31 protein-coding genes are annotated in these 24233 nt (G+C 65.8%); 9 read left to right on the top strand and 22 right to left on the bottom strand.

What is annotated here, in order from left to right; translation table 11 throughout:
* Positions 1–89 precede the first annotated feature (89 nt).
* Entirely contained in the window at positions 90–2348 is a 2259-nt protein-coding gene (csf4, locus tag V5F74_RS25085) for a type IV CRISPR-associated DEAD/DEAH-box helicase Csf4 (protein WP_394010415.1), read from the top strand.
* An 89-nt stretch (positions 2349–2437) separates the two neighbouring features.
* On the opposite strand, the gene V5F74_RS25080 is transcribed toward csf4, so the two are convergent.
* Genes V5F74_RS25080 through V5F74_RS25070 form a run of 3 tightly spaced genes read right to left on the bottom strand, consistent with a single transcriptional unit; the run spans position 2438 to position 3974 of the window.
* Positions 2438–3112, bottom strand: a complete 675-nt coding sequence (locus tag V5F74_RS25080) for an SOS response-associated peptidase (protein ID WP_394010414.1) — start codon at positions 3110–3112, stop codon at positions 2438–2440.
* Between the two features lie 4 nt (positions 3113–3116).
* Complete coding sequence (locus V5F74_RS25075) at positions 3117–3443, bottom strand: DUF2442 domain-containing protein (RefSeq protein WP_394010413.1); 327 nt, start codon at positions 3441–3443, stop codon at positions 3117–3119.
* A 45-nt stretch (positions 3444–3488) separates the two neighbouring features.
* Positions 3489–3974: a MucR family transcriptional regulator gene (locus tag V5F74_RS25070; RefSeq protein ID WP_394010412.1), complete on the bottom strand. Its 486-nt coding sequence runs from the start codon at positions 3972–3974 to the stop codon at positions 3489–3491.
* A gap of 133 nt (positions 3975–4107) precedes the next feature.
* On the opposite strand from V5F74_RS25070, the gene V5F74_RS25065 reads away from it, so the two are divergent.
* On the top strand, positions 4108–4584 hold the full coding sequence (locus V5F74_RS25065; RefSeq protein WP_394010411.1) for a hypothetical protein: 477 nt from the start codon (positions 4108–4110) through the stop codon (positions 4582–4584).
* Between the two features lie 59 nt (positions 4585–4643).
* Here V5F74_RS25065 and V5F74_RS25060 read toward each other — a convergent pair whose 3' ends face one another.
* From V5F74_RS25060 to V5F74_RS25045, 4 genes are all read right to left on the bottom strand, one after another.
* A complete protein-coding gene (locus tag V5F74_RS25060) occupies positions 4644–5366 on the bottom strand; it encodes a nucleotidyl transferase AbiEii/AbiGii toxin family protein (protein WP_394010410.1) in 723 nt (240 codons plus the stop codon).
* Positions 5338–5565 (bottom strand): hypothetical protein, encoded by a 228-nt coding sequence (locus tag V5F74_RS25055; RefSeq protein WP_394010409.1) that lies wholly within the window; start codon positions 5563–5565, stop codon positions 5338–5340. The genes V5F74_RS25060 and V5F74_RS25055 overlap by 29 nt, the downstream gene beginning before the upstream one ends.
* Positions 5566–5743: 178 nt before the next feature.
* Positions 5744–6325: a hypothetical protein gene (locus tag V5F74_RS25050; RefSeq protein ID WP_394010408.1), complete on the bottom strand. Its 582-nt coding sequence runs from the start codon at positions 6323–6325 to the stop codon at positions 5744–5746.
* A gap of 95 nt (positions 6326–6420) precedes the next feature.
* Complete coding sequence (locus V5F74_RS25045) at positions 6421–8712, bottom strand: DotA/TraY family protein (RefSeq protein ID WP_394010407.1); 2292 nt, start codon at positions 8710–8712, stop codon at positions 6421–6423.
* A 289-nt stretch (positions 8713–9001) separates the two neighbouring features.
* Between V5F74_RS25045 and V5F74_RS25040 the strand changes: the two genes are divergently transcribed.
* Positions 9002–9463 (top strand): hypothetical protein, encoded by a 462-nt coding sequence (locus tag V5F74_RS25040; RefSeq protein ID WP_394010406.1) that lies wholly within the window; start codon positions 9002–9004, stop codon positions 9461–9463.
* A gap of 41 nt (positions 9464–9504) precedes the next feature.
* On the opposite strand, the gene V5F74_RS25035 is transcribed toward V5F74_RS25040, so the two are convergent.
* The 3 genes from V5F74_RS25035 to V5F74_RS25025 all read right to left on the bottom strand — a co-directional run bounded on the left by V5F74_RS25035 (position 9505) and on the right by V5F74_RS25025 (position 10475).
* A complete protein-coding gene (locus V5F74_RS25035) occupies positions 9505–9786 on the bottom strand; it encodes a helix-turn-helix domain-containing protein (RefSeq protein ID WP_394010405.1) in 282 nt (93 codons plus the stop codon).
* Positions 9783–10100, bottom strand: coding sequence for a type II toxin-antitoxin system RelE/ParE family toxin (locus V5F74_RS25030; RefSeq protein ID WP_394010467.1), 318 nt, complete (start codon positions 10098–10100; stop codon positions 9783–9785). The genes V5F74_RS25035 and V5F74_RS25030 overlap by 4 nt, the downstream gene beginning before the upstream one ends.
* 147 nt (positions 10101–10247) lie before the next feature.
* A complete protein-coding gene (locus V5F74_RS25025; RefSeq protein WP_394010404.1) occupies positions 10248–10475 on the bottom strand; it encodes a helix-turn-helix domain-containing protein in 228 nt (75 codons plus the stop codon).
* Positions 10476–10566: 91 nt separating this feature from the next.
* On the opposite strand from V5F74_RS25025, the gene V5F74_RS25020 reads away from it, so the two are divergent.
* The 5 genes from V5F74_RS25020 to V5F74_RS25000 are packed head-to-tail and all read left to right on the top strand — an operon-like array spanning position 10567 to position 13642.
* Entirely contained in the window at positions 10567–10929 is a 363-nt protein-coding gene (locus V5F74_RS25020; RefSeq protein ID WP_394010403.1) for a hypothetical protein, read from the top strand.
* On the top strand, positions 10929–12029 hold the full coding sequence (locus V5F74_RS25015; protein WP_394010402.1) for a phosphoadenosine phosphosulfate reductase domain-containing protein: 1101 nt from the start codon (positions 10929–10931) through the stop codon (positions 12027–12029). The genes V5F74_RS25020 and V5F74_RS25015 overlap by 1 nt, the downstream gene beginning before the upstream one ends.
* Positions 12016–12441 (top strand): hypothetical protein, encoded by a 426-nt coding sequence (locus V5F74_RS25010; RefSeq protein WP_394010401.1) that lies wholly within the window; start codon positions 12016–12018, stop codon positions 12439–12441. Before V5F74_RS25015 ends, V5F74_RS25010 begins: the two co-directional genes overlap by 14 nt.
* Positions 12438–12785, top strand: coding sequence for a hypothetical protein (locus V5F74_RS25005; protein ID WP_394010400.1), 348 nt, complete (start codon positions 12438–12440; stop codon positions 12783–12785). The genes V5F74_RS25010 and V5F74_RS25005 overlap by 4 nt, the downstream gene beginning before the upstream one ends.
* Positions 12779–13642, top strand: coding sequence for a hypothetical protein (locus V5F74_RS25000; RefSeq protein WP_394010399.1), 864 nt, complete (start codon positions 12779–12781; stop codon positions 13640–13642). The genes V5F74_RS25005 and V5F74_RS25000 overlap by 7 nt, the downstream gene beginning before the upstream one ends.
* A 108-nt stretch (positions 13643–13750) precedes the next feature.
* Here the strand turns inward: V5F74_RS25000 and V5F74_RS24995 are convergent, their stop codons facing one another.
* Positions 13751–14665: a hypothetical protein gene (locus V5F74_RS24995; RefSeq protein WP_394010398.1), complete on the bottom strand. Its 915-nt coding sequence runs from the start codon at positions 14663–14665 to the stop codon at positions 13751–13753.
* A 255-nt stretch (positions 14666–14920) separates the two neighbouring features.
* Here V5F74_RS24995 and V5F74_RS24990 point away from each other — a divergent pair, with 255 nt between their 5' ends.
* Positions 14921–15172, top strand: coding sequence for a hypothetical protein (locus tag V5F74_RS24990; RefSeq protein WP_394010397.1), 252 nt, complete (start codon positions 14921–14923; stop codon positions 15170–15172).
* A gap of 224 nt (positions 15173–15396) precedes the next feature.
* Here the strand turns inward: V5F74_RS24990 and V5F74_RS24985 are convergent, their stop codons facing one another.
* The 11 genes from V5F74_RS24985 to V5F74_RS24935 are packed head-to-tail and all read right to left on the bottom strand — an operon-like array spanning position 15397 to position 24230.
* Positions 15397–15630: a hypothetical protein gene (locus V5F74_RS24985; protein ID WP_394010396.1), complete on the bottom strand. Its 234-nt coding sequence runs from the start codon at positions 15628–15630 to the stop codon at positions 15397–15399.
* Between the two features lie 8 nt (positions 15631–15638).
* A complete protein-coding gene (locus V5F74_RS24980) occupies positions 15639–18986 on the bottom strand; it encodes a hypothetical protein (RefSeq protein ID WP_394010395.1) in 3348 nt (1115 codons plus the stop codon).
* Positions 18987–18999: 13 nt separating this feature from the next.
* Positions 19000–19659 carry a hypothetical protein gene (locus V5F74_RS24975; protein WP_394010394.1) on the bottom strand — a complete coding sequence of 220 codons (660 nt, stop codon included), beginning with the start codon at positions 19657–19659 and terminating at the stop codon, positions 19000–19002.
* 10 nt (positions 19660–19669) lie between these two features.
* Entirely contained in the window at positions 19670–20089 is a 420-nt protein-coding gene (locus tag V5F74_RS24970) for a hypothetical protein (protein WP_394010393.1), read from the bottom strand.
* A complete protein-coding gene (locus V5F74_RS24965) occupies positions 20086–20214 on the bottom strand; it encodes a hypothetical protein (RefSeq protein WP_394010392.1) in 129 nt (42 codons plus the stop codon). The genes V5F74_RS24970 and V5F74_RS24965 overlap by 4 nt, the downstream gene beginning before the upstream one ends.
* Positions 20214–21239 carry a hypothetical protein gene (locus tag V5F74_RS24960; protein ID WP_203196980.1) on the bottom strand — a complete coding sequence of 342 codons (1026 nt, stop codon included), beginning with the start codon at positions 21237–21239 and terminating at the stop codon, positions 20214–20216. The genes V5F74_RS24965 and V5F74_RS24960 overlap by 1 nt, the downstream gene beginning before the upstream one ends.
* A complete protein-coding gene (locus V5F74_RS24955; RefSeq protein WP_394010391.1) occupies positions 21236–22195 on the bottom strand; it encodes a hypothetical protein in 960 nt (319 codons plus the stop codon). The genes V5F74_RS24960 and V5F74_RS24955 overlap by 4 nt, the downstream gene beginning before the upstream one ends.
* Positions 22196–22239: 44 nt before the next feature.
* Positions 22240–22992 (bottom strand): hypothetical protein, encoded by a 753-nt coding sequence (locus tag V5F74_RS24950; protein WP_394010390.1) that lies wholly within the window; start codon positions 22990–22992, stop codon positions 22240–22242.
* A gap of 9 nt (positions 22993–23001) precedes the next feature.
* Positions 23002–23283 carry a hypothetical protein gene (locus tag V5F74_RS24945; protein WP_394010389.1) on the bottom strand — a complete coding sequence of 94 codons (282 nt, stop codon included), beginning with the start codon at positions 23281–23283 and terminating at the stop codon, positions 23002–23004.
* Between the two features lie 12 nt (positions 23284–23295).
* A complete protein-coding gene (locus tag V5F74_RS24940) occupies positions 23296–23979 on the bottom strand; it encodes a hypothetical protein (protein WP_394010388.1) in 684 nt (227 codons plus the stop codon).
* On the bottom strand, positions 23976–24230 hold the full coding sequence (locus tag V5F74_RS24935; protein WP_203196975.1) for a hypothetical protein: 255 nt from the start codon (positions 24228–24230) through the stop codon (positions 23976–23978). The genes V5F74_RS24940 and V5F74_RS24935 overlap by 4 nt, the downstream gene beginning before the upstream one ends.
* Positions 24231–24233 lie beyond the last annotated feature (3 nt).

Raw genomic sequence — 24233 nt, 5'->3', positions numbered from 1 at the left:
ACATTGCCGATTTCCAGACGCGCTCGTTGATATTGATAAATGCTCATCATACGTTATCGGCCATAATCTGATTACGTCAATGGACCTCAATGAAGAACATCACCTGCTACACCCCCACTCTTCCCGAAGTGGCCAATCGCTCCGCCTACGTCCGGGCGCAGATCGAGAAGGCCCTCAGCGCGGGAGCTCATCTCAAGCCCTTGCCTCCCGCGCCCCTCCGGTTGACCGTCTCCATGCCCCCCGCCCTCGCCTTCCAGCTCGAGGCGATCGCCAAGGCCCAGGGCGTCGCGCCCGGCCAGGTCGTTGGCATGCTGCTCGCCGGCCTCGGCGGGGGATCGCCGACAGTGCCAAAGAGAGGCGACGCCGAAGCAGACGCGGCCGGTCTCCGCCGCGAGCAACAGCAGCTCTTCCGAGCGCTCGTGCCCCACCTCGAGGGAGGACGCATCGTTCTCGCCGAGGCCGGAACAGGGACGGGAAAATCCCGCGTACTGGCCAAGACCGCGCGTCACCTCCTCACGCGCCGCCCCGGCGTGCCGGTCATCATCACCGCACCGGCAATCCACAATCTGGTCCACCTGTTGCAGGAATGGACGGAACTGGCGCGGGGCGAAGATCCGTCCGTCCGCCCGCTCCGCACGGCAACCGTGCTCGGCCGAGGCCAGTTCATTGATCGCGAGGCGCTGGGGGCGTTCCTGCGAACGACCGAAGGCAAGGAATTCCTGCAGGTGGCTCACTGGCTCACCGAAGGCTGCCGGCCGGGCCTGACGGCCGACACCGCCCGGCTCGCGGAGCATCTTCCAGGCGTCTCCGGCTTGGTCGCCGATCTCAAGGTGCTCGCGCCGCAGCTGCCGGCGGATCGCTTCGCGCTGGCTCCAGATGACCAAGGCGAAGCTGCCGCGCCCTACATGGCGCTGCGCGACGCCGCACAGGACGCCTCGGTCATTTTCTGCACGCACGCCATGGTCGCCATGCACGCGATCCTGCAGCGGCGGGCCAGCAGCCGCGACGACGCAGACGAGGCCCGGGAGGCACAATCCGGCATTCTCCCCGCCGCGCAGGCCTACCTGGTCGATGAGGCGCACCAGCTCGAGGACAACATCGCGAGCACGGCTTCCCGAGGCCTCTCATTCGTCGCGCTCAAAGCGGTGCTGGGAATCGCCAGCCAAACGCGAGGGCTCGGCGACGTGGCCGCCGAAGTCCTTCAGACGCTCGCGCGAACGATGGATACCCTCGAGCAGCTGCCGGACGATCTCGATCACTCGAACAAGCGCCACCAAGCCCTCTGGAACAAAGCGGCCAGTCGCCTGTCCGATCTGCACGATCACCTGTCATCGCTCGATGCCGCCATTGATCGCTTGAAGCTCCAGGTAGACCCCTACGTGCGGCGCCAGGTGCGGCGCGCCGGCGCCATTCTTCGGGCCGGGCTCGCCCCATCCACCATGAACACCACGCGTGTCAGCTTCAGTCCCATTCGCCGCTGGCCGACGCTCGAAGTGGGGCCGAAATCCGTCCGGCACATTCTCGAGCATCTGTGGAGCAGCGTTGATACCGCCGCTCTGGTATCCGGCACGCTGTTCCTGCCCACCGACGCCGGCTACAGCGCTGGATACATGGCGTTCAAGCTGGCCATTCCGAAGGACCGGCTTGCGGAGACGCCACCCATCCAGCCGGGCTGGATCACAAGCCCCAAGCTCATGCTGCCGGCAGCAGGGCTGGGGCCCAACCTGGTGCCGCCATCGGGCCGCGATATGACGGAAGCGAGCATGAAGCTCTGGCTCGCCCCCGTTGCGAAGGTCGTGCAGCGCGCCGCGCAGTCCGCCTACGGTGGCACTCTCGTGCTCATGTCGGGCTATGACAGGGCGCGCGTGCTCGGCGAAGTCATGGGCGATTGGCCCGGCCTGATCGTGCAGTCCTCGAGCACGCCACTGGAACAGTGCCGCGACAGCTTCATTGCCCTCGCCCGTGCCGGTGAACGACCAGTCTGGATCGCGACCGGAAGCGCCTGGACGGGTTTGGACCTGCGGGACACCATGATCCCCGACGATAGGGCGCACGAGGACCGCTTGCTGAGTGACCTGGTGCTGCCCAACATCCCCTTCGGGGCATTGCAGACCTCGACGCACCGTGCCCGAACTGTCGCCTTCGGCGCGCACTTCGAGTTCATGCAGGCCGCCTTCCTGCTGAGGCAGGGCCTGGGGCGCCTTATGCGTCGCCCTGGGCTGGTCCGTCGCCGGATCTGGATGCTCGATGGGCGGCTCCTGGTGACGCCGCCAGCGCCGTCCGCACGGCAATCCCTGAGGGTCCTATTGCCCTACAAGCAGCGCGAGACCTTCCAGCTCGGCACATAGTCGGCACCATCGCGAGCCCGCCTTGGGCCGCTAGCCGAAAATCAGCTAGCGGTGGTGTTACCACTCCCAAGCGGCAGGTCGAGGCGCCCTCACACGCCCCCGGCCGGCGCGATCGTCTCCGGGTCCTCATCACCGGCCCCGGCCTTGTTCACCCGGCGCGCAACGATCCACTCCTGCAGCGCCGGCGGCGGCCGCCGAAGCACGTCCTTGCCGGCGGTGCCATCGAGCCAAGCGGCGAAGGCGTCAGGATGCAGCATCGCCGGCATGCGATCGTGGTAGCGGTCCATCCAGTCGTCAGCGTCGCGCACGACGATTGTGCAGCTGGTGATGAGCTCGCCCTCAGGGCTCTTCCAGCGTTCCCAAAGGCCGGCGAAGGCGAGCAGTCCGCCATCTGCTGCCGAAAAATAGTGGGGCACCCGGTCCGCCTTCTCGCCGGTCCACTCGAAGAATCCCGACGCCGGGATGATGCAACGCCGCGCGCGGAACGCCCCCCGGAACATCGGAGACGTGTCCGCCGTCTCCACCCGGGCGTTGAAGGTCGCCGGCATGCCCCTGAGCGGCTTCTTCCACCAGGACGGCACGAGGCCCCATCTTGCGGACACCAGCTCAGGCTCGCGCTCGCCCGCGATCAGGATCTGCACTTCGGTGGTCGGGGCGATGTTGTACCGGGCCCGGAGATTTCCGCCGCCTTCGGGTAAGCCGATCGGGCGGCTGAAGGCGTGGATCTGGGCCCACGTGTAGGCCTGCGAGAAGCGGCCACACATCGGCTCAGAGATCCGCCGGCGGCTGCCGGCGGGCCCGGTCGGCCATCCATGAGGCCGAACCGAGGACGCCCTGCGCCAAGGCCGGAACGTACAGGTCGGCATTCAGCTTGGGGAAATGCAGCGCCAGGCCGAACGGCTCGAGCTCGATCTCCGCCAGCTCGGCCGGCGTGGCGCGCTCGAGGCCCTGCACATCGCTGGGCACCAGCTCGAGCAGCGCACCGCCCATGAGGCCGATGATGAGGCGGCCGCAGGTAGGGTCGAAGAAAGCGCTCTCCGCCCTGGGTCCGCGCAAGCGGGCCTCGCCCTGCTCCCTGGCCGCCTCGTAGTCCATTGCGCCGTTTCCCGGGCGGGCTCGCCCTGGTGCGAACTCCGGACCCTACGATGCCCGCGCCGGCCGGCGCCCTGCAACCTTCTTCTTCGAGGCCGGCAGAGGTGCGGCCGGCGGCGCCTTCTTTCGCACCTGGCCGAGGCCGCTCTGCTTCGCCAGCTCCGAGCGCGCCGCCGCGTAGTTGGGCGCGACCATGGGATAATCGGCCGGCAGGCCCCACCTGGCCCGATACTGGTCGGGGGTGAGGTCGTAGCGGGTGCGCAGATGACGCTTCAGGGACTTGAACTGCAGCCCGTCCTCGAGGCAGGTGATGAAGTCCGGCTGCACCGAGCGCTTCACCGGAACGGCCGGAACGGGGCGCACTTCCTCGGCCGGCTCGGGGGCAGTCAACTTCCCGAGCGCCTGGTGTACCGTCGCGATGAGCGCGGACAGATCACCCTGTGCGACCGAGTTGTTGCTCACGAATGCCGAGACAATCCCGACTGTCCGGTCAATGTTCTCATCCGCGGAGATTGACGCGTTATCCTCGGCCATGGGGTCCCCCTGAGCAGGAATGCTCTCCTCACCATCTTTGACCTGATTTGCGGGCGCGCTGCAACTGACGGCTCCCATTGACGAAGAGACGTTGCCCGAGGACAAGAGGCGCGATTCAGATTTTGGAGGTCACATGCTGGGGCGTTTTCTTGTTGCCGCTGCCATGTTCGGCGGCATAGTCGTTTCGGCACAGGCTCAGACCCTCGCGGTGGACATAAAGGCCAGAGGTTTCACCAAGGCGGACGTTGAAAAGGCGATCGACGTATTCCGGCAAAACTGCCAGCCATTGGGCGGGAAGGGCTGGAGCGACATTTCCAAGGTAGAAGCCGAGGTCTCCGAGGAATACGCACCCCACCGCACCGCGAAGGGGTGGAAGACTACCGTTTTCCTCAAGTTGCGGCTCTCGAACGATCCCAAGAGCATCCCGGCCGCCGACAGGGACGCGGGCGTCATTGCTGGGCAAACCCTGCATTTCGCCCTAGGCGGTGGCACCTCGCCCGGCTTCTTCGCCACCAAGCGCGCCTCCCAGCTGCTCTGCGGGCTACCCGTCAACGACAGGGGCGGTGACGAATTCAAGGCTGTTCCGGCGTTCTCGTTCCTCGAGCGATAGCGGCAGAAGCCCTAGACCGGCGACCTTGTCCTCTGGCCCCTGGATAAGAGCCGCGGGCCTCAGGGCTGAAAGCCCCCCGGTTCCGGGGTCGGCTCGAAGCCATCAAGGCGATCGAACAGCTCCCCCGCGAGATCGTCGCAGACAGCCTGGATACCGGCCCAATCGTGCCACCGGGGATCGAGGTGTTTGTACTCGGTGAGATCGGTCTCGCTCAGGTCGAACGGCTGAGCGTTCGTGATCTGCGCCAGCAGCTGCTGCAGCGGCGATTCTCCGTTCTCCTGGGGATAGAGGTCATCGAACGTCCCGAGGGCATCAGAGGCCGCCTCCGTGCCCAGGGCGGCGGCCAGGGCAGCGAAGTCGATATAGTCGCGGGTCGCATTCCGCTTGAGGATCAGCACGGCCTTGATGCGAAGGATCTCGGCCGCGGTGGGAAGCGTGATCCGCGCGCCGTGGCGCTCGACCACGCATGTCTCCAGCGGCTCTCCGCGGATAAGCTGCCTGATCCCCGTCTCGATCCCGTCGAGGCTGCCGAGGATCAGGACCGGGCGGCGGACCCGCGCGGTCTTCCAGCCGGCCACCGATTCCAGTTGGGCCAGCACCTCGTCGAAGCGCGAAATTAGATCCGTCAGCACATGGTCCGCGTCCTGCGAGACCCGATGATGCGCGTGGACGGCCGACGCCGTTCCTCCGACCAGCACCGCATCCGGCAGAATGCTCTGCAGGCGTGAAGCGGCGATCAAGACCCGCTCCCAATCAGGCAACGTTGCGGTGCTTTTCGACATAGTGGTTCCAGAAGTGATAGCGCTGGGCATAGGGGTCCGAGACCCGGGCCGAGCAGACGCGCTTGATCTTGTCCAGCAACTCCGGCTGCCGGCGGACCGCGTTCCGCAGCTCCAACCAATCCCGCATACGCCCACGCTCAATCACGTCGTCGATCGCGGCGAGCGTGTATCGCTGGTGGTTCAGGTGGCGATGGAACATGGCGACGCCCTATAAGACCGACCTCGAGTCTCGCATAACTCTTGCGCCAAAACGAGACGTGGACAGGCGCTCGGTGTCCGGATGGAGAGGCGCAGGAAAGACCTGACTGCCATTCAGATCCAAAGAAAAAGGGCGCCGGCTTCCCGACGCCCTTTAACCTCTGCGGGGACAGTACGCCTCACCAGCCCTTGTAGCTGGGGACGCCCATCGGCACCGGCTGCACCATCGGCTGCGGCGCCACATAGACCTGATGAACCACCTGCGGCTTGGGATGGGCTTCATCCCAGATGGCTTTCAGCCGCTCAACCGAGAAGCTGAACATTTCGCGTGCGAAGCGCCACTCGGCATCCCCGAGGCGTGCGTGCCAGCCCTTGACGGTCTTGATCCGGGCAATCTCGAACGCGGCAGCGATCTGCAGGAAGCCGAGGTTCTCGGAGGTGCGCTCTTCCCGGTTGAACAGCCGGTCAAGATCCTGCGCGAACTGCGCGGCCACGGTGCCGTAGCAGGGCAGCTCCTGTCGCATGACCGCGAGCATGGCCTCAGCAAACGACTTCGTCTCGACATGCACCAGATTGCCGTCCAGACGGCTGAGAGCGTCCAGCCACTGGCCGGCGAACTCTCCGTTGAACTCCTCACCCGCAAGCAGTCGATCATAGAGGGCGAGGAACTGGCTGACACGCATCCGATAGCGCACCGGGTCGCCCTGCCGTGCAAGGCTTCGATCGTCATAACCGGCGAGCAGATCGCTCATTTTCGACATGACAGCCCCCAAATTCCTACCCAACGCAACCTAGAGTAGCCCAACGCTAAGGCTTTGACAAGACCTAATTTTTTAGGCTGAACAGCCGATCTTTATCAGCTGTTTGGACCGCTTCCCCCAGCTCGTTTGTCCGAAGCCCCCATCATCCCCCGCAAGCGCGCTCCCGCGCCCGAGAGGAGATTTGCGGACCCCTGGGCCCCATGGTGCCCCGCAGTCCGGAGACCACCGGCCGCGTTCCCCATGCCGCGGGCGACATTGGCAATGCCTCCCGCAGGATTGACCGGCTGCATCACGTCGCTGCCGAAGCGCGCCGACCACAGGCTCTGCACGCCGATTTCCACCCAGCGCAATGCTGCGTCGCCAAGCTCGGAAATGAGCGCACAGCTGTTCGAGACCACGATCGTGGCGGCGATGCCGTAGACCACGATGGCGGCGACCGACGTGATTGCCGACGTGACCGGCCCAGCGTCCAGGGGGATCATCAGCGCGAACACGCTGAAGAACATGCTGTTGAGGATCGCGAAGGCGGCGAACATGAGCAAGAGCGAGACGATCAGGCCCATGATGATGAGGATTGGTCGAGCCAGCAGGCCGAAGAGCAGGAGATAGCCCTGGCGGCTGGCGCCGATCAGCGAAGGCTCGCGGGCGGGGAAGAAATGCGTGAGCACCCAAATCGGAACCGCGATCAGCGCCTCGAGCCCCACCACCAGCCAGCTGATGACGGCCCCGAAGAAGTAGACAAGGGGAAGGAGCGGCAGGACGCCGCCAATCCAGAAGCCAGCACCAACCAGGATGATACCGAGCCCCCACGAGGCTGCAGCTGTCCGCTGCAGCACACCCGTCACGAAGGGAATGTTGAACCCGGAGGCCACGTCGGAGACCACGCTGCCCCCCAACGCCCAAAGGCCCGCGTCCACGAACCCGACCCCGATCTGCGTCAGGTTGAGGAGCGGATCACTCCACTGCGAGGTGCCGTTGGTGCCCGTGACCTGCAACTTGGAAAGAACCCACCGGAAGGCGGAGGAAACGCCCGCCGCGCTGGAATCAGGAACGCCCACCTGGCCGGCGGTTTCCGAGGGCGTCGCCTTGCCGAAATCGGCGAAGTCGGCATCGAACGACCGCATATAGCCCACGTCGCGCTCGTAGCTCGCGGCGATGACCTGCCAGGTGCTCCCCGTCAGGCGCGGCTGCGCGCCATAAAAGCCGGTGGAGAGGGGCTGGAGGATCGAGGACAGGCTGACCGGAACGGTGAAGGAGAAGTTGATGCCGTTGACGATGTTCTGGAAGAACTGCGCGATGTTGATGTTCGCGCGCTGCCACGAGATCGCAAAAACCCAACCGGCGGCGGCCGTCTGATCCAGGTAATCCTTTGCCAGGTTCTGGATTTGGCCGCTCGCGCCGGACAGCGTCGAGTTGACCGAGTTGCGCAGCGCGCTCTGGGCCGCGGTGACGCCCTGCTTGATGGTCGTCTGCACCTGGGCATCGTTGCGCGCCTGGGTGTAGACCAAGTTGGCGATGCTCTTCGCGGACGCGTCAATCTGCCCCCAGGCCGCGTTCAGCCCGCCGTTCACGGCATTGACGGCGATCGCATTCATGACTTGCCAGGTGGCCGCGTCGGCGGCGGACGTGACCGTCTCGACGTTCCCCCACGCGTTGTTTTGCCCCTGCAGGGCCACTTCCGAAGCCAGGGTGTACTGGACGGACCCGCACAGCGTGTTCGATCCGTTGAACCACGTTCCCGAGTCCGCGAAGGTCTGCGTCGTCGTGATGGTGCCGTAGCCGGTGGCCTTGATCGGCTTTGCGACGATGGGCGAGCCGCGGGAGGCGCTTCCCTGCCCGAAAACCTCGGCAATCTCGTTGAGCCTGTAGGCGCAGACATAGCCAATGGCTCGGGTCCGAATGGCCCCGGCAATCATGCCCCGCAGCTTGTAATCGTCCTCGGGCACGGTCGCGACCTGGCTGTAGCCGCCGGAGGCGATCATGGGCGAAATCTTGGCCCAGAGGTTGTCGGCTGCACCGGAGCCCCAAACAAGGATCTGGATCACCAGCAGCTGCGCCAGGGTAAACCCGGAGCTCACCGGCAAAATCATGATGGCCCCCAGCCCGACGCGGGCCACGGTGTATTTGACGCTGTTTCCGCCCATCGCCTCGCCTTCGCGAGCGGTATCGGCGACCCCCACATAGATCGTGTAGGTGATGAAGATCGAGCCGACGACTGCCACCGCAACGTTGAAGAAGGCCGCGGCAGTCGCGATCATGTTCGCGTCAGAACAGGTCGTGCCCTTCCAAATCGTGTCCACCGTGCAGCCAAGCACGCGGCGCAAGGAGATCAGGGCATAGTCGTTCTGGACCGGATTGAAGATATTGGTGAAGCTCTCGCCTGCCACGGCCGGCCCTCGCGCTCATTCTAGATGAACGACGATCAAGCACGATAAGCGGCGATTTGTCGAGGTTGGCACACCCTGCGGATCATCCTACCGCACGCGCATTCAATCTTTATACAACTTGCGGTTTAGGCCTCTTCAGCTAGACTGAGTTTGGGATCGGCTGCAACGCCGCTGGCTCCCGCATCCTAAGGCGTATCCGCGATGGGACCCACCTCTTAACGCGTCAAAGTCCCAATGTCGCTTTGGCTAAGAATTCCGCACAGACGGTCAACACACTGAGGGGGCTCTCATGAAAGCGCTTTGGACAGCAATAGCTTTGGGCATATCTCTTGCGTCCGTATCCCAGGTACAGGCCCAACAACCACCCCAATCCTACGGAAGCGATACCGTTAAACGCAGCTTCACCATTGTCCCACGAGATATTGATAAACAAACTTTGGGCGGAGGCACCTTCTGCCTCACGGTTCTATATCGCAATAATTACTACTATTATTATAGTGAAAACTATGCCGAAGCCAATACAACAGACGGCCCTTGTGAGAGCAACGGCCCCCGTACAGACATGAACATCGCCCTCAACTGGAAATACAACGGCGATCGACTACAAGGAAAGAGCTGCGATAATACATCGCAGTGCGACTTCAGCGAACGGAACTACGGCATCGGTAAAAAAATTGATTGCGCCAGTGCCACCGCAGGACGGAACGGATGGAGTGCTAGAGTTTCGACCGACCCGGTATCATGCCCCTAAGGCGTCTCTGAGGGCTGGAGGCCGGTGCGCCGGTCTCCAAATCAAGCGGCCCTGTTAACCGTCAGCCCGACCTTGTATCCCGCGTCGCCCGCCATTTTCACGAGCATGTCGAGGCTGAACTGCGCAATCTTGCCACGCTTCAGATCGGAGACGCGAGGCTGAGCCACGCCAAACAGCTTGGCCGCCTCGGCCTGACTGAGCTTCATCTCGGCAATATAGTCGAGCAGCGTTGTCATCAGCTCCGCCCGGAGCTTGAGGTTTGCCGCCTCTTCGGGAGTATCCGAGATCGCATCCCAGACGCTGGAATAGCGGTTATCACTCATCGACCGATCTCCTTATACCTCGCCTTTGCCAAATCTATATCACGAGGCGCTGTCTGTTGGGTCTTCTTCTGAAAGCTGTGAAGTACGTAGATAGCGTCATCGAACTTGGCCACGTATATCACACGGAATTCGCCATTGGCCTCTTTAACCTTGATCTCCATAGCGCCGGGGCCGATGGTCGTCATCGGACCCCAACTGGCCGGCTCTTTCCCGCGTTGAACCTGCTCCAGCTGGAAGCCAGCTTCCTGCCGCGCCTCCTCGGGAAAGTCCTTGAGATCCTTGAGAGAGGTTCCCAGGAAATCCAACGGCTTCAAAATCGGAGACGCCGGCGGCCCCGCGACTTCAGGTTTGGACTTGGGCGGGGATCTGCGAGCGGCCATAGGCAAATTATACAAGTTTTTATATAATCGTAAACACCGGCGATCGAAGCGCGCCGACCGTGCCGCGCTATGGGCGTCCCACTACACGGCAGCTTTCTTCCTGAGCCGAACGCCCGCGCCTTCGCCGTTCTCCGGCACGAAAATGATACCAGCATCCTCAAGCGCCGTCCGGATGGCCTCGGCGGTCTCTGCGCGGCCACCAAGATCGCCGTCGCTCGCCTCGAGGCGCTTAATCGTCGGTTCGGAGATTCCGGACGCCTGCGCCAGGTCGCCCTGCGACCAATCGAGCAGCGCCCGCGCCGCCTTCACCTGCCTAATTGATACTTTTAGTATTGACATCGGCGCCCCTGCCCATCATCAATACCTTTAGTATCAAACATCGGGGTCGGGAGCAAACGGCATGTCGTCAATCACCCACCGTTCCAGCACTGTCGGGCGCTGGCACACCAACCGGCGGACGCAGACCTCCAGCCGCGTCATGGACGTTGATGAGCGGAGGTTTCATCTCCACGTCGCGCCGCTGACACTGCCCGCGGACGCTCCGGTGCCAGCCAAGACGTGGTTTTTCGACGTAACTGAGCGCGCCCACGAGGGCGTGCGTCCCATCTTGCGCGGCTCCGGCTATTCGATGGAGGAGGCAAAGCGGTTCGCTGAAACAGCCGTCCTCCTCGCGTCGGCAGACCCCTCGGCCGCCGCCGGCCACTTCATTCCCGTCTACCCCGAAGCGGGCATCGTGCCGTCCTGCCGGCGCGCGGCGGCCTGATGCCCGAAGCGCTCATCACTTCCGAGCTCGAGCACCTGGTGCGCTCCGGCGCACCGGTCGCCATCGGTGTCTCGGGCGGCAAGGACAGCCAGGCGGCCGCGCTGGCGACCTTCCGCACGCTTGACCAGCTGGGCCACGCCGGCCCCCGCATCCTGGTGCATGCGGATCTCGGCGTGGTCGAATGGAACGATTCACTGCCCGTCTGCGAGAAGCTGGCGCGCCACCTTGGCGTGGAGCTCCTGGTGGTGCGCCGCAAGGCTGGCGGCCTGATGGAGCGCTGGGAGAGCCGCTGGGCCTCGAGCGTCGAGCGCTACACCTCCCTTTCCACGGTCACGCTCGTGCCGTGCTGGTCCACACCCCAGCTGCGCTTCTGCACGAGTGAGCTGAAAACAAAGGTCATCCTGCCCGAGCTCAAGCGTCGCTTCCCCGGGCAGGTCGTCATCAACGTCACCGGCATTCGCCGCGCCGAGAGCGCGTCGCGGTCCCGCGCAACGGTCGCCAGCCCCGAGGCTGACGGCCGGGTCTGGAACTGGCGGCCGATCGTCGAGTGGAGCGAGCAAGAGGTCTTCGCCGCCATCGCCGGCGCGGGCCTGCAGGCCCATCCCGCCTATACCGACTTCGGCATGTCGCGCGTCTCCTGCCGCTTTTGCATCATGAGCAGCCTGCCAGACATGCGGGCGGCCGCGGCACAGCCAGAGGCGCGCGAGCTCCTGATCCGCATGGTGGAGCTCGAGATCACCAGCACATTCGCCTTCCAGGGCGCGCGCTGGCTCGGCGACGTGGCCGCCCAACAGCTCGGGCCTGCGGTCCTCGCGCGCGTCGCTGCCGCGAAGGAAAGCGCACGCCGCCGCGCCGCGGCGGAGAAACGGATCACGAAGGCCATGCTCTACGTCAAGGGATGGCCCACCCGCATGCTGACGGACGAGGAAGCCGACATCCTCGCCAGCGTCCGGCGCGAGGTCTGCCAGATCGTGGGCATCACGTCCGCAGTCGTGGACCGCGACAGCATCCACCAGCGCTACGCCGAGCTGCTCTCCAACAAGACGGCCCGCAGCGGTGTAGCCTCAACCAAGACGGAGCCGCACCTTGCCCACCTCTGAAACCCTCATGCGGCTCGGCCGCCTCCTCGAGCGGGTGCGGGAGGCTCCGGAGAGCAGCCGCGCCCTGGATATCGATATCGCGCTCGAGCTCGACGGATTCGAGCGCGAAGGAGACGGCCTGATCGGCCAGCACCAGGAACAGGGCGGCCGGGTCGTGGGCGCTCCAGAGCACCTGGCCCCGCGATACACCGGCTCGCTCGACGCCGCGGTGGACTTCGTGCGCCGCCGGCTGCCGGACCTGGAATGGACGTGTGGCAAGAGGCAGGGCGTCCATATCGGGCGGGTCCGGCCCTCGCCACTGTGCATCGTGGAAGACGACGCCGCTACCGCGCCCCTGGCGCTCATGGCGGCCGCTCTGGGCGCGCTGGATCAGCTCGCGCGCGCCGCCGAAGATGGAAAGGTTCTGGCATGACCGAAGTTGTGAACGGGTACGCCATCCGCGTGACGCAGGCGGCGATCGAGGGTTTCCTGGCTCTGTACGGCGACCGGAGCCGCTACCCTGGCGACACCGCCGATGAGCGCCGCCGCGACGCGGCGCTGGCAGCCCAGCGCCTCCGGCTCCTGCCCAGCGAGACCGGTGGTGTCCTGCTGACCGCCGTCACGACCGACGCCCGAGCTGAGCTGTCCTTGCACGGCTTCATGGAGACCTACGAGCGCAATTCGGATGAATGCACCGCCGTGATGTTGCAGCGCCTGCCCCTGGCGCTGACGCCGTTCGTCAGCCGGGTGGAAGAGGGCGAGGGCCAGCAGTGCTGACCTTCGCCGACTGCGAGCCCCAGGATTTCCTCCGTCTCGCCCTCGTGGACGGAACCGAGATCCTGGGCAGCCACATCGTGCAGGCGGGCATGCACTTCCTGCACGTTCGTGACGGGTCGGTCTATGGAACCATTGCCGGCCCATTCGCCCCCCAACAGGCCGTTGAGCGGACCGCAACGCGGTCAGAGATCCTGCAGGACCGGAAAGCCCGCCTGCGCGGCACGCCATTCCCGGGCCGGGCTCCGGAGACCCGCGAGGATTTCTCCTATCGCCTCGAGCTCCTTGCGCGGGCGATCGCAAGCGAGACGGACGACGCGCGCCGGCAGGAGCTGCGCTACCAGTTCGACGACGTGGCCGACACCATCTGCCTCGCCACCGCCAAGCGCACATGGCTGCTCGCGGCCGGCCGCTTCGCGCTCACGTCCAACATGCCGCCCACGCTGCGGGACCTGTGGTTTGACGATGTGGCATCGCCCTCTCTCATCCGCCGGCCCCGCCCCCGCGACTTCGACCCGAATCGCTCCGAGCGCGCAAAGCGGGACCGCGTCCCGGCCGAAATCCTGGCGGAGCCGCGTTCCATCCCGAACATGCTTTCGGCTCTCAGGAGCCGGGGCCTCAAGGCCGTCATCGCGCTCGCGGGCGATCCCGCCTACGAACGGGCGCGCATCCAGGTTGATCTGGCGCCGGGTCGGCTGACGCGTTTCGACCTCGATGCCTCGCGCGCCGGCGGCGTCACATCCTGGCGGTGCCGGTGGGCTGGAAACGACAGCGCGGCGGCGAGGAGACGCCACCGCGCTGCAGTAAGATCAGACGCCTACGCTCTCATGATTGAGACCGTAGGCGGACGCACCAGGTGATTTAGACGCTGGTGCCGCCGATGCCGGCGAGGACCGGGGCCGCAGAGCCCATGAGGATAGCGGCGGCGAACAGAGTGTATTTCAGCATGGACATGGGACAACTCCAGGTCAGGGGTTGGGGGTGTGCAGCGTCGAACGGAACCTCTCGCAGAACCAGGCCATCTGCTTCTCCTTCGAGAGCGCATCGACCTCGCCCGGCGTATAGTCGAAATCCTGAAAGCCCGGATCGAGCTCGACGAGCTTTCGGTAAAACCTCAAGGCGGGCTCCTCGACCTCAAGGAAGGAGGCCTGCTCCAGACCATTGTAGATGGCCTGCCAGAGGTAGGGGAATTCCTCGACCAGCGCCCAATGCTTCCCGAGGGCATCCTGCTCGAGGAACTGCGCCTTCAGCTGATCGCACGTCACAACCTGGCCGGCGGCGTTCGGGTAGCCGCGCTTGTACTGCTCGAGATAGATCTGAAACAGGTTGATGACGAGGAGGGCGCGCAGACGCTTCACTCGACCCGTCGCCTCGCCGTCATGGACCTCGCTCTGCAAAAGCCGGTCGGCAAGAACGATCCCTTTTTCCGCAGCGGTCTGGGCGACGATGAGGTGGTGCGAAAACCGGCCCCCGCACCAAGTCGCCTGTCTGTTCCCGTGAATCGCCATGGAGAAGCTCACCAGCAGGCGAAAGTAAAAATACTCCAGCCGTCTGAGACCATCCTCCGGATGGTTCTCCCTGAGCACGTCGTCGAGAACACCGTCATTGATCTCGAGGAAGCGCCTGAGCGCTTCGCTACCAGGCTTCCGCTTCAGTTCGACGAGTTCCTCATGCGCCTCACGAAGGTGCGGGCTCAAGGGCGACGGAACCAATCGCTTGTAGGCCTGACAAATCAGGTTTCGCGTATAGGGCTTCGCACGCCCTGCCTGTCCGGGCCGGTTCCTCAGCCGACGACCATTCGCGAAGAGACCCGTCTCCTCATCGATCTGGGCCTGACTGAGCCCGGATACCAAGCGCATCTCCAGCAACATTGCAGTCAGCATGGGGCGTCGCTCCAGTTCTGGTTTCGGCTCTTAAAATAAGGGCTCACCTGAGCACGCAAAAGCGCATGACAGGTCAGCGAAGCTCGTTTTCGGGGGGCGGGGCGCCCGCCACGGCGCCCCCAGGAGCGATCCTGTGCCCGCTCGTAGCACTCAATGGGCGCGCTCCCATCGCCTTGACCGAGCTGCTTTCCTGGCCTCGCCATCGCGCCTTCGAGCGGGACGGCGAGACACTTCGCAATCAGAAAAGGATCTAAAATGGGCAACTTCGTGAAGCGCGCTGTGGCGGTCGGCGCCACGGCCCTCATCATCAGCGGCACCACGGCCCCCTCCGTCCATGCGGGGGGGCTGATCGCCGATCTTCTGAAGCCGGTCATTGGCGAAAAGGCCGCTCGCGAGCTCGACAAGAAGCACGAGGAGCTGGGCAAGCCGCTCGACAAGGCGGCGGCGGCCGGCGTGGCCGTCGTCATCACGACGACCACCGGCATTCCGGTTCCGCCGGCGCCCTAGCCAAGACGCTCCGGCTCGGCTGGCGCTTCGACCAGACAACCGCGGCGCCGGAGAGTGCCGCGGCCAACGAGCGGAGCCGGGAAGCCGCTCCCCGATCCCGGTACAGTCCGTCAAGGCGGCGATAGCCATGCCGGCGACACGAAAAAGGGCGGCCCATAGTCCGGGCCGCCCTTGGCAGTCTCAAGGTCCTCGGCGCTATATCCCGGACCTGATAACCCGTCCCGTCACTGACCGAACAATTGCGCCGCCCGCTGCTCCAGGTCCGCAATCGAGATGCAGAGCTCCCGCGCCAGCGTCGCGAGCCGGTAGGGAGCCGTCTCCGTGAGAGCCTGGTGGATCTGCACGCGTTCGGCGGCGGATGGCACCTCCCCAAGCAACACGGCCCGGAGGCGCGCCGACGGGAGCACGCCATAGCTCACGCTTCCATAGGCCGCCACCGATTCCAGGGCAGAACGCATCTTCGCTCCTACAATGCCGGCGCCGGCGCAGCTGCACCCACGTCAAACTCACGCTGGCGTGCGAAGTCCTCGCGGAGCGCCGCGAGGAAAGCATCGCGGGCCGGCCGATCGGGCTCATACTGGAACCCCGAGACTTCGGCGAAGTACCCGCCTGCAGTCGCATTCGTTCCGGCTTCCCGAACTCGCTCCGTGACTGACAGCGCAATGGTCCGAGCAAACACCTCACTCGGGCTAAGATAATATTCCATCCGCGTGGCGATCAGCTCTTCCGGAAGCAGCCGCGGGGCAGTCTCCGCAAACACCCGCCGGGCGCTGTCCATCACGCCGTGCTCTTCCATCAGGCCATAACGCTCCTGACGGGTCGCAGGCCGCATGTGGTCTACCGCATGGGCGAGCTCGTGAATTCCCGTTTGACCTTTGTAGGGGGAAAAGCGCACCACCGCCGCCTGTCCGCTCGGCTTGTACCGGATGTTGCCGAGAGTTCCCTGATTTAGGTCCACCTCTCGCGCCACGAGCACCTGGACGGCCTGCCCGGCAAACATCTCGGCAAGTCCGCCTTCGCCGGCAAAGCCGAGATGTTCCTGCATAGCCATCAGGCAGGCCGCGGCGCGCTGCCGGGTCTGCAGCGCCAAATCCTTGGGAATGGTGGCATCCACCACCCGCAGAGGCGCGACCCGGCCAGGGACGGGATCAGTTAGGCCCACGAACTGCAAAACCTCGTGGGACACATTGCCAGGAAGCGGGATGATACCGTCCATGGCGGTGAAGGGGAGACCCACAGCGATTTGGTCGATCGCCCGGAGCCAGATTCGATCGGCCGGTACGACCTCGTGGAGTGCGTCAACCAGCAACCGAGCGGACCCAATCAAGTTCTGCAAGCCCGGAGAGGCCTGGTCCACGAAGAAATCAAGCTCCTCCCGCCCGTCCGCCGCGGCGATCAGGCGTCGCTCATGCGCCGAAAACACCTTGCTTCCCCGCCTCAAGGCATCGAGGCCAAAGCAGATCGCCAGGGTGGCGTCGGCCGCGTCGTGATGCGTCAGAAGCCGCCGCCACAGCGGAATGGCGCCTCCCTCGAAGGGCGTGACTTCGGGCCCCGAGCCCGGCCCCTTGGTGAACCCCATAGCCTGGCGAGCGGCTTCCACCTTCCGGAGGATGTCATCCCTCTTCCAGTCGGGCACGCCGGCGACCTGACGCGCCACCGAGGATGGGTCCGGAGCGCTTTCAGGGGCCGTCTCGACGGAAATGATGGTGGCCTTCGCCTTCCGGGCAACCCGCGACGCGTCCTGGATCTTTACCACCGCGGCGCTGCCCGCCGCGTCCTGGTCATGCTCCTCCCGGAGGGAAGCAAGACGCGGCGCGCCCTCGGAGAAGCGCTTCATTTCCGCGGCTGCCTTTTCGGGCGACCAGTTCAGCGAACCGCTATCGGTTCGCCCCAGCTCCGTAATCTCCTCCTCGCGAGCGAGATACGCGATGGCCGCCGCCACCTCGCGCCAGGTCAGCCCGTCGAGCAGCTGCGGCTCGTAGTCGAACCGCTGGGCCAGAACCTCCACCTGGTGCCCCCGCTGCCCGTACACGGCGAGCAGATGGGCGCCGAAGGCGTCGGCATCGAGCTCGCCGACGGGCGCGCGGTAGGGCGGCAGCACGTCGTCGAGAGGTGCAACCTTGGCGACCTGCTCGCTGCTGCGAAGCTCCCGCATCATGAAGTCGCCGGAGGTGATGCACTCCGCCGCTGCACCCATGAGGTCCGCGAGGCGCCGCGCCTCGGCGCCGGACAGGCTGCCCATGCCGCCGGTCAGTTCCTCGATCCCCTGGGCGACCTCATTCGCCTTCTTTGCACCCTCGGTTGCGAGACCGGGAGGCAAGTTGAGCAGTTCCACGACTCCGTCGAACACGTGGACGAAGCTCTGCAGCTCATGGTGCCCGATGGTTGTCGAGGTCTCCTCGAGACCAGGCACCCGCGCGGCCAGCCGCGACGCCACTTCCGTCGAGCGGCGGGCCAGGAATTCCCAGGTTGTCGCAACACCGAGCTGATCGGCCGTGTCGAGCAGCTGCCCGACGACGGAGAGCGCGGCGTCCACGGTCAAGGCGTCCCCGGCCTCCTTGTCGAGGCCGGCCCGGAACAGGCCGCCGTCCAGCAGCTGGTCCAGCTCGTCCACCTGCGGCTGCCACTTCTCATCGGTCAGCGGCGCGGCCGTGCCGGCGCGATCGAGCTCGTAGGCCGCGTCCGCAATGCAATCCACGGCGTCTTGCGCGGCCTTCTGCCCGAGCTGGAGCACGCCGCCGGCCTGGTTGAGCTGGCGCTCGAGCTTCGTCGCCAGCATCAGCAGCGCTTCGCCGGCCTGGATGAGGTTCCACCTGGTGAGGCCGTTATCGCGCGGGACGCTCAGCTTGCGCAGTTCCTCGTCGCGGGCGCGGATCTTGTCCTGCATCCCCGCACCGCCGGGAAGGGCCGCGGCGGGCAGCCACTCTTCCATGCGGACGGCAAGCGCATCGAGCCCTTCGATCAGATCCCGGCGCGCAATCGCCAGTTGACGCACGAGCCGATCCAGCTCCCGCGCAGCGAGAGCGATATCCCGGCCGTTCAGAACCGCATCCTCATCGACGCCACCGATCAGCGTCGAAACGGCCTCCGCATAGATCTGATCCGCCTTAACCCAACCCGTCTTGAGCTCCTGAAGCTCCTGGCTATCGGCCGTCTTGGCGAAGCCGGACCGGCTGAAAACCTCTTCCAGCCATTGCACCAACTCGCCAGCGCTCGTCTCGTACAACTCCGCCACGGACCAACCCACATCCGCGGACGCCATACGGTTCGATTCACGGCTTTCCCAATGGGAGGTCCCGTCACCAACCTCTTCGCGCGCGCCAGCCCGATACTCGTCGAGCGCGTCGCGCGGCGTCCGCAGAGCGACCGGCGACATGAGCACAAGTTCCTGGCCGGGGATGCGCAGGCCACTGAACAGCTCACGGACGGCCGCTGCAGCCGCCGTATCGCCCGCCGCGCTCAAAGCCAGCACCGCCGCCTCGAGGTGATGCCGGGCAGCACGGTAGTTGCTCGCCAGATCCTGCGTGTGCAGGTCCAGGTTCGAAGGCACGGGATCGGAAGTCAGAGCCATCCGAATGCGCTCCGGCGGGAAGAACGGCGCCAGGAGCTCAGCATAATCCCTTGTGCTCTTGATGTCGCCGTAGTGGTCGAAGTCGCATCCATTGTCATAGGCGACCCAACCGGCGAGAAGCGCCCGCGCCTGCGCCTCCTCCGAGGCGGGCTCGCGAAGGCGGAGCCGGGTAAGGGGCACCCCATCGGCACGATGAACGAGGTCGAGGCGGGCTTCCGGGTGAAAATCGAACCAGCGCTGCATGATCGTGCCCCCCTCAGTCCGCATACTCTTCATCGGCCTCGCCCGGCGGATCGTCGTCCGAGGCCTCGATCATCTCGCCGCCGCCGCCGGCGTCGCCGTCCTCATCCTCATCCACAGGCACCAGCCCTTCGACGGGCGCCGGCTCCTTCGTTGCGTTGAAACGCGGCGCCTCCTTCCAGCGCGCCGGCCGGAGGTGGCTCATGAATTCCGGCTCGGCCACACGCCGATCCACCGTGATGGCCTCAGCGCGAGATCCCATCTGGTCGATGAAGAACGCGCCGTCCTGATAGCTGAGGGTCCGAACCTTCTTGCGCCGGCGCCCGGGCTCCGAGGTTTCCTTCTCGGTCACGACGGCCAGCGCGCTGAGGGTCACTTGCGCGCCCTGCGGGCCCATGTCGCCGGCGGCGACGATGAAGCTCGCCTCCTGGTTCTCCAGCTCCCTCTCGACGAACAGCCAGACGCTGCCGTCGTCGTTCGTCCAGAACGCAAACGAGCCGAGCGGCGGGCACGCCTGCACGGCGAAGAGGTCTTCCAGGAAGTCATGGGCCGAAACCGCCTTGAGGTCCCGTCCGTCGAGGCTCTTGCCGCGAAGGATGTTGCGCGCCAGCGCAATGCGGCCCACGGCATTCTGGGCCGCGCCATTCTGCTGCGTCTCACGCGAAAATGCGTTCATCGGGCCGCTCCTACTCGTCGAGATCGTCGATGAAGCCCGCCTTGCGCGCCAGGGCAACGCGCGAGGCCAGGAGCTTCGGGAAGAAGGTGGTCAGGAACCGGGTGCCCACATCGGAGAAGATCCGCTGGAACGCGCTCTCCGAGGCCTCCGGGGCCACCAGGCGGGACAATGCCGCCGCGCCGGTCGCCAGGCGCTGCTTCCGCTCCCGGTCCTGGGTTTCGACGATATCGCCCATGCTGCGGACGGACTGCCAGGCGCCGAACTCATCCTCGGCCCCCATGTCCCCCGGATCGTCGTCGAATGGCGGGAGATCATCGTCGGCCTCGTCGGCGCTGATGAACTGGCTCTGGAGATCCGCCGGCGCCGGGGGTGGCCCCGCCCGCGCGGGCGGTTCATCGAACGGAATATCGTCATCGTCGAAGGCGCTCATGCGACCGTGCTCCTGATGAGCTCTGCCAGCAGCACCGCCGCCGACACCGCGACAGTGAAGACGGCGAGGCCGATATTGAACCGGCTGTAGGGGGTCAAAGCGTTCCGGCTGCGGCGACGGACCATCACAGGCCTCCCGTCTCGAGGGCGAGCAGCCCTGCCACCACGGCCGTCAGCCGGGCACGCTGCTCGGTATCGACCTGCCGCAGCTTCATGTTCATCGCCCTGAGGCGCGTGAGCTCGATCAGCAGACCACGCTCTGCCTGCCCGGCCAATCCGGCCGACCAGGCGTCATAGGCGGTTCCGCCGCCGTATTGCTCGATCAGCTTGTCCAGCGCCTCGAGCATCGAAAGATCGTCACCGAAGTTGCCCGAATTGAAGTCAGTGCCCCCGTGGGAGCCCTTCGAGGATGCGGCGGCGACCGCCGCCAGCGAGGCCAGCGCCGGCGACCGCAGGCTCTCCACCCGGCGGGCCTGCTGCATCATGACTTCGCCCTCAACGCTCTTCAGGCGACTGTCGGGCTTCGCCGGCGGCAGACCCGCCATGTGGGCCATGACGATGCTCTTGGCGCTGTCGTCCGCCGTGGTGTCGAACAGCACCGCCGCATCGGCGCGCGAGACGTTGTTCAGGCGGAGCTTCACCGCGTCCGGCAAGGGCTTGGCCGAGCCGGGAGACACGTCCAGGCCGGCCGTCCAGGACAGGGCGGTCTCGGACCTCACCTGCAGCGCCGCGTTGACGCCGTTCATCATGCTGATCGTCTTGCAGGCGTTGACGCCCTGCCCCGTGCCGATGCCGTACTCTTCCTGCGCCTTCACGACGCGCTGATTGCGATCCTCCTGCATCAGCGTGGCGGCCAGCGCCTGGTTGACCCCGACCTTGTTCGTGTTCACGCGCTGCCCGCTGGTGTCCACCTGCTTGGTGAAGACCTTCACGGCCGAGGTGTACATCTCGTTGGAGAGCGCGAGGCTTTCGGAGACGGCTGTCTGCAGGCCCTGCACGAGGCCCACGAGCGCGCCCTGCGTCGCGATGTGCTGCTGCCGCCAAACCGGATCGACGACGAAGCAGGTCTGGGCCTGCGCGACGGCGCTCGAGACCAGCACCGCGGCCGCGGCAGCTCCGCAGAGGATGAAGGAGCGAAGAGAAGCGCTCATCGGGCACCCCCCGCCGCCGGTGCCACGGCGGGCTCGACGATCGCCGGTCCCATCGCGGCCTTGATGCGCGCCAGCAGGTAGGCCGCTGTCACGGCCTCCTGGCGGACGCCCGACTTGAGGTTGAAGGCCAGCGTCACGAGGTTGGCCGCCTCCACGCGGATCGCGTCCTGCAGGACGCCCCGCTCCGGTTGGTCCGCCATCTTGGCCGACCACGCCTCGCCGCCATCGGAGGCCAACCAGTGGGCGTTCATCGCCCGCAGCTTCTCGACTGGCCCGCCCGTGGCGTAGTCGCTGGCGATCGAGGCCATGACGTAGGCGGCCGTGGATTTCAGAGCGTCGCGCCCCGCCTTGTCCACCTTGCGTGCATCGCTGCCGGCGCCGGCGGTCTTCTCCTCGAGATCCGGCGGTCCCATGACGAAACTGATGTACTGCGCCGCCTTGGTGGTGTCGCCGGCGAACAGGGAATTGGCGTCGAACGGGCCCGACGCGCCGACACCGCTCGCCCAGGCGTTCTGGGACCCGTAGGCTCCCGGCTTCCAGGAGACGGTCTGCAGGATCTGCGCGCGAGCCTGCGGCGCTGCCTTCACCGCCGCATAAAATGACGATGCCTTGGTGCCGACCGCGCAGGCGCCGTAGCCCGTTGCCTTGTAGCGGTTCTGGGCGGCAGCGATCTCCTGGTTCCGGGCGGAGGTGGTGATGGCGCCTGCGGCCGCCTCGCCCGCCTTCTGCTCCATGAGCACGGTCTGATCGGTCGATGCCGATTCCTGCTTCGTCATGACCTTCAGCGCGGACAGCAGCCGCGCCCGGTTGGCCTGATCGAGCGCGAGCATGGCGGCCTGCGCCGACTCGATCTGGCCGCTAACGACGCCCTGCAGCGCGATCGTCTGGGCGTTGACGCGCCATTCGACCCCGGCGCACGTCTGCGCCGCCGCCGGCATCGTGCCCAGCACGAGCAATGCGAAGCCTCCGATGACACCGCCTATTGCCGCTGCGCGCATAGCTACTCCTCATCTCCGCCCACGGCGCCCGCCACCACCGAATAGAAAGCCCCGCGCGCCGCCGTCATGAACGCGGCCTGGCGCCGGGCCTGCAGCCGATCACCGGCCTCCGCGCCGTTGCGCGCCTGCGCCTTGACGGTCGGCAACGGCGCCACGGTGTCGATGTAATCTCCGGCCGTCATCGCCTCCTCGGGCCCGAGGTCGCGGCGGAGCATGAAGGGGGCCGCATCGGTGTCGCCCGCCGGCATCCCACTGGCGGCGGGCGAGCCGGAACACCAGCCGAGCTTCTGGCGCTCTTCCTTCGTGCAATAGAACGTCCGGCGCGCCTCGAGGAGGCTGACCGCCCGGGCGGACGCATCTCCGCCCGAGGTGAGCCACGTCTGATCGGCGGCTGCGACGGCCTGGGCGACCTTGGCGCTGGACTTCTCGGCAATGGCGTTGGACTGCATGCCGAACTTGGAGGCGCAAACCCCGTAGCCCTGGGCCGTGCTCGCGCCGTAGGCCGTCTTGGCCTGGACGGCGCGGGCGTTCACGCCATGCTGCCCCAGGACGGCGGCAAGGGCCTGCCGGCTCTGGCTCTCCATCGTCCGGTTGCTGTCCGGCGTGGCGTCCACCTGTTTCGTCGAGACCTTGACCGCCGAAACCAGCAGCTCGGTGGAGAGCTGCCAGGCGGTGAGGCCGGCCTGCGCCGAGGCCGGAGTGACCTGCAGGAGCACGATGAACGCCGCAAAGCAGAACCGAGACTGGAAGCGCATGCGTTCACCTCACAATGAAGGGCTGTCACCACCACTGATCGCAGGAGACCGGCCGCCGGCGACGAACCGGCGAATGGCGGCGTGTTCGCGCGGATTGTTGCGCCGGAGGAAGGCCAGAGCCTCTGTGTGGTAGTCGCTTCCGTCCTCCGACTGCTGCACCACATGCAGCCAGGCATCGCCGTCCGTCTCGAAGGGCCCGTCGAGGCGCTGCATCTGCCAATGACCGTCTTCCGACCCCGGGCATTCCGCGATCACCCAGCCTTCGCCCGAGGCCTGCGTGTTATCGAACATGGGCCCCCTCCCCTACTTGCCGAACAGGAGGGCGCCGAAGTCGGACAAGATCTCCTGCACCGTGGTGGCGGCCGAGCCCGAGGACGTGGTCGTGTCTGTGGACGACGTGGTGGTGGGCAAGGTCGTGGACGTGGGCGTGGACGATGCCGTGGTGGTGCTCGAGCTGGTGGACGAGGAACCGAAGATGCTGCCGTAGTTCGTGGTGCTCGAGCTGGTGAGGTTGTACTGGCCCGCGCCGCACGTGCTTGAGACCTTGATCGTCCCGCCGTTGCCGAGGATGGACCTCAGCGACGCGGAGAGGTTGCTCGAAAAGCAGGTCGAAGACGAGTTGAGCTGCGATATCAGGCTGTTCAGCTGCTGGTTGAGCACCTGGCAGACCTGCTGTTTCGCCGCGTTGAGCACGCTCGAGATGATGCTGTCCACGCCGCCGGTCAGAAGACCCGCCGTGTCCGGAATGAACCGCGAGAGGTCGAAGGACTGCAGAAGGTTGCTCGAGATGCAGCTGTTGGCGCCCGAGAAGAAATCCCCGGGGTTGACCTTTGCCGCGTCGATCATCTGGACCTGCCGCTGCACTGCCGCATCCGCGGCCTGTGTCACGAGGCAGTTCTCGTCGCTGGTGGTATCGGCCCTCGCCGCCGGCGCAAAGAGCACCGCGACCATGAGCACAAGGCTGGCAATACCGGAGATGATCTTCACAGCAGGGCCTCCGTCTGACCGTCACGAACCGCCTTCAGGACATCGCCTGTCGCGGCGAGCACGCGCGGATCGAACAGGCCGACAATGTCGAGGGCGCGCCGCGCGGCGGCCTCATCACTCTCGGCTCCGGCCCGCACCACGCGCCGGAGCGGCATGACGAGATGGTCGTAAACCGCGGAGGTCTCGACCTCCCGCGCGCCAACGCCCGATGTGTCCTCGTCCTGCGGTCCGTAGCCGGTGCTGCCGTCCATCGC

Origin of the sequence: Xanthobacter aminoxidans (assembly GCF_043193615.1) — a bacterium.
GTDB lineage: Bacteria > Pseudomonadota > Alphaproteobacteria > Rhizobiales > Xanthobacteraceae > Xanthobacter > Xanthobacter aminoxidans.
This window is presented reverse-complemented; position numbering and strand designations above follow the sequence as displayed.

Bases quoted from the DNA above. Each gene is read 5' to 3' on its own strand.
- V5F74_RS25005 (WP_394010400.1), top strand. From the start codon at position 12,438: ATGACCGAAGTTGTGAACGGGTACGCCATCCGCGTGACGCAGGCGGCG.
- V5F74_RS25060 (WP_394010410.1), bottom strand. From the start codon at position 5,366: ATGTCGAAAAGCACCGCAACGTTGCCTGATTGGGAGCGGGTCTTGATC.
- V5F74_RS25065 (WP_394010411.1), top strand. From the start codon at position 4,108: ATGCTGGGGCGTTTTCTTGTTGCCGCTGCCATGTTCGGCGGCATAGTC.
- V5F74_RS25040 (WP_394010406.1), top strand. From the start codon at position 9,002: ATGAAAGCGCTTTGGACAGCAATAGCTTTGGGCATATCTCTTGCGTCC.
- V5F74_RS25015 (WP_394010402.1), top strand. From the start codon at position 10,929: ATGCCCGAAGCGCTCATCACTTCCGAGCTCGAGCACCTGGTGCGCTCC.
- V5F74_RS25050 (WP_394010408.1), bottom strand. From the start codon at position 6,325: ATGTCGAAAATGAGCGATCTGCTCGCCGGTTATGACGATCGAAGCCTT.
- V5F74_RS25035 (WP_394010405.1), bottom strand. From the start codon at position 9,786: ATGAGTGATAACCGCTATTCCAGCGTCTGGGATGCGATCTCGGATACT.
- V5F74_RS25020 (WP_394010403.1), top strand. From the start codon at position 10,567: ATGTCGTCAATCACCCACCGTTCCAGCACTGTCGGGCGCTGGCACACC.
- V5F74_RS24965 (WP_394010392.1), bottom strand. From the start codon at position 20,214: ATGGTCCGTCGCCGCAGCCGGAACGCTTTGACCCCCTACAGCCGGTTC.
- V5F74_RS24980 (WP_394010395.1), bottom strand. From the start codon at position 18,986: ATGCAGCGCTGGTTCGATTTTCACCCGGAAGCCCGCCTCGACCTCGTT.
- V5F74_RS25075 (WP_394010413.1), bottom strand. From the start codon at position 3,443: ATGGACTACGAGGCGGCCAGGGAGCAGGGCGAGGCCCGCTTGCGCGGA.
- V5F74_RS24975 (WP_394010394.1), bottom strand. From the start codon at position 19,659: ATGAACGCATTTTCGCGTGAGACGCAGCAGAATGGCGCGGCCCAGAAT.
- V5F74_RS25080 (WP_394010414.1), bottom strand. From the start codon at position 3,112: ATGTGTGGCCGCTTCTCGCAGGCCTACACGTGGGCCCAGATCCACGCC.
- V5F74_RS24970 (WP_394010393.1), bottom strand. From the start codon at position 20,089: ATGAGCGCCTTCGACGATGACGATATTCCGTTCGATGAACCGCCCGCG.
- V5F74_RS24990 (WP_394010397.1), top strand. From the start codon at position 14,921: ATGGGCAACTTCGTGAAGCGCGCTGTGGCGGTCGGCGCCACGGCCCTC.
- csf4 (WP_394010415.1), top strand. From the start codon at position 90: ATGAAGAACATCACCTGCTACACCCCCACTCTTCCCGAAGTGGCCAAT.
- V5F74_RS25070 (WP_394010412.1), bottom strand. From the start codon at position 3,974: ATGGCCGAGGATAACGCGTCAATCTCCGCGGATGAGAACATTGACCGG.
- V5F74_RS24995 (WP_394010398.1), bottom strand. From the start codon at position 14,665: ATGCTGACTGCAATGTTGCTGGAGATGCGCTTGGTATCCGGGCTCAGT.
- V5F74_RS24985 (WP_394010396.1), bottom strand. From the start codon at position 15,630: ATGCGTTCTGCCCTGGAATCGGTGGCGGCCTATGGAAGCGTGAGCTAT.
- V5F74_RS24950 (WP_394010390.1), bottom strand. From the start codon at position 22,992: ATGCGCTTCCAGTCTCGGTTCTGCTTTGCGGCGTTCATCGTGCTCCTG.
- V5F74_RS24935 (WP_203196975.1), bottom strand. From the start codon at position 24,230: ATGGACGGCAGCACCGGCTACGGACCGCAGGACGAGGACACATCGGGC.
- V5F74_RS25055 (WP_394010409.1), bottom strand. From the start codon at position 5,565: ATGTTCCATCGCCACCTGAACCACCAGCGATACACGCTCGCCGCGATC.
- V5F74_RS24960 (WP_203196980.1), bottom strand. From the start codon at position 21,239: ATGAGCGCTTCTCTTCGCTCCTTCATCCTCTGCGGAGCTGCCGCGGCC.
- V5F74_RS24945 (WP_394010389.1), bottom strand. From the start codon at position 23,283: ATGTTCGATAACACGCAGGCCTCGGGCGAAGGCTGGGTGATCGCGGAA.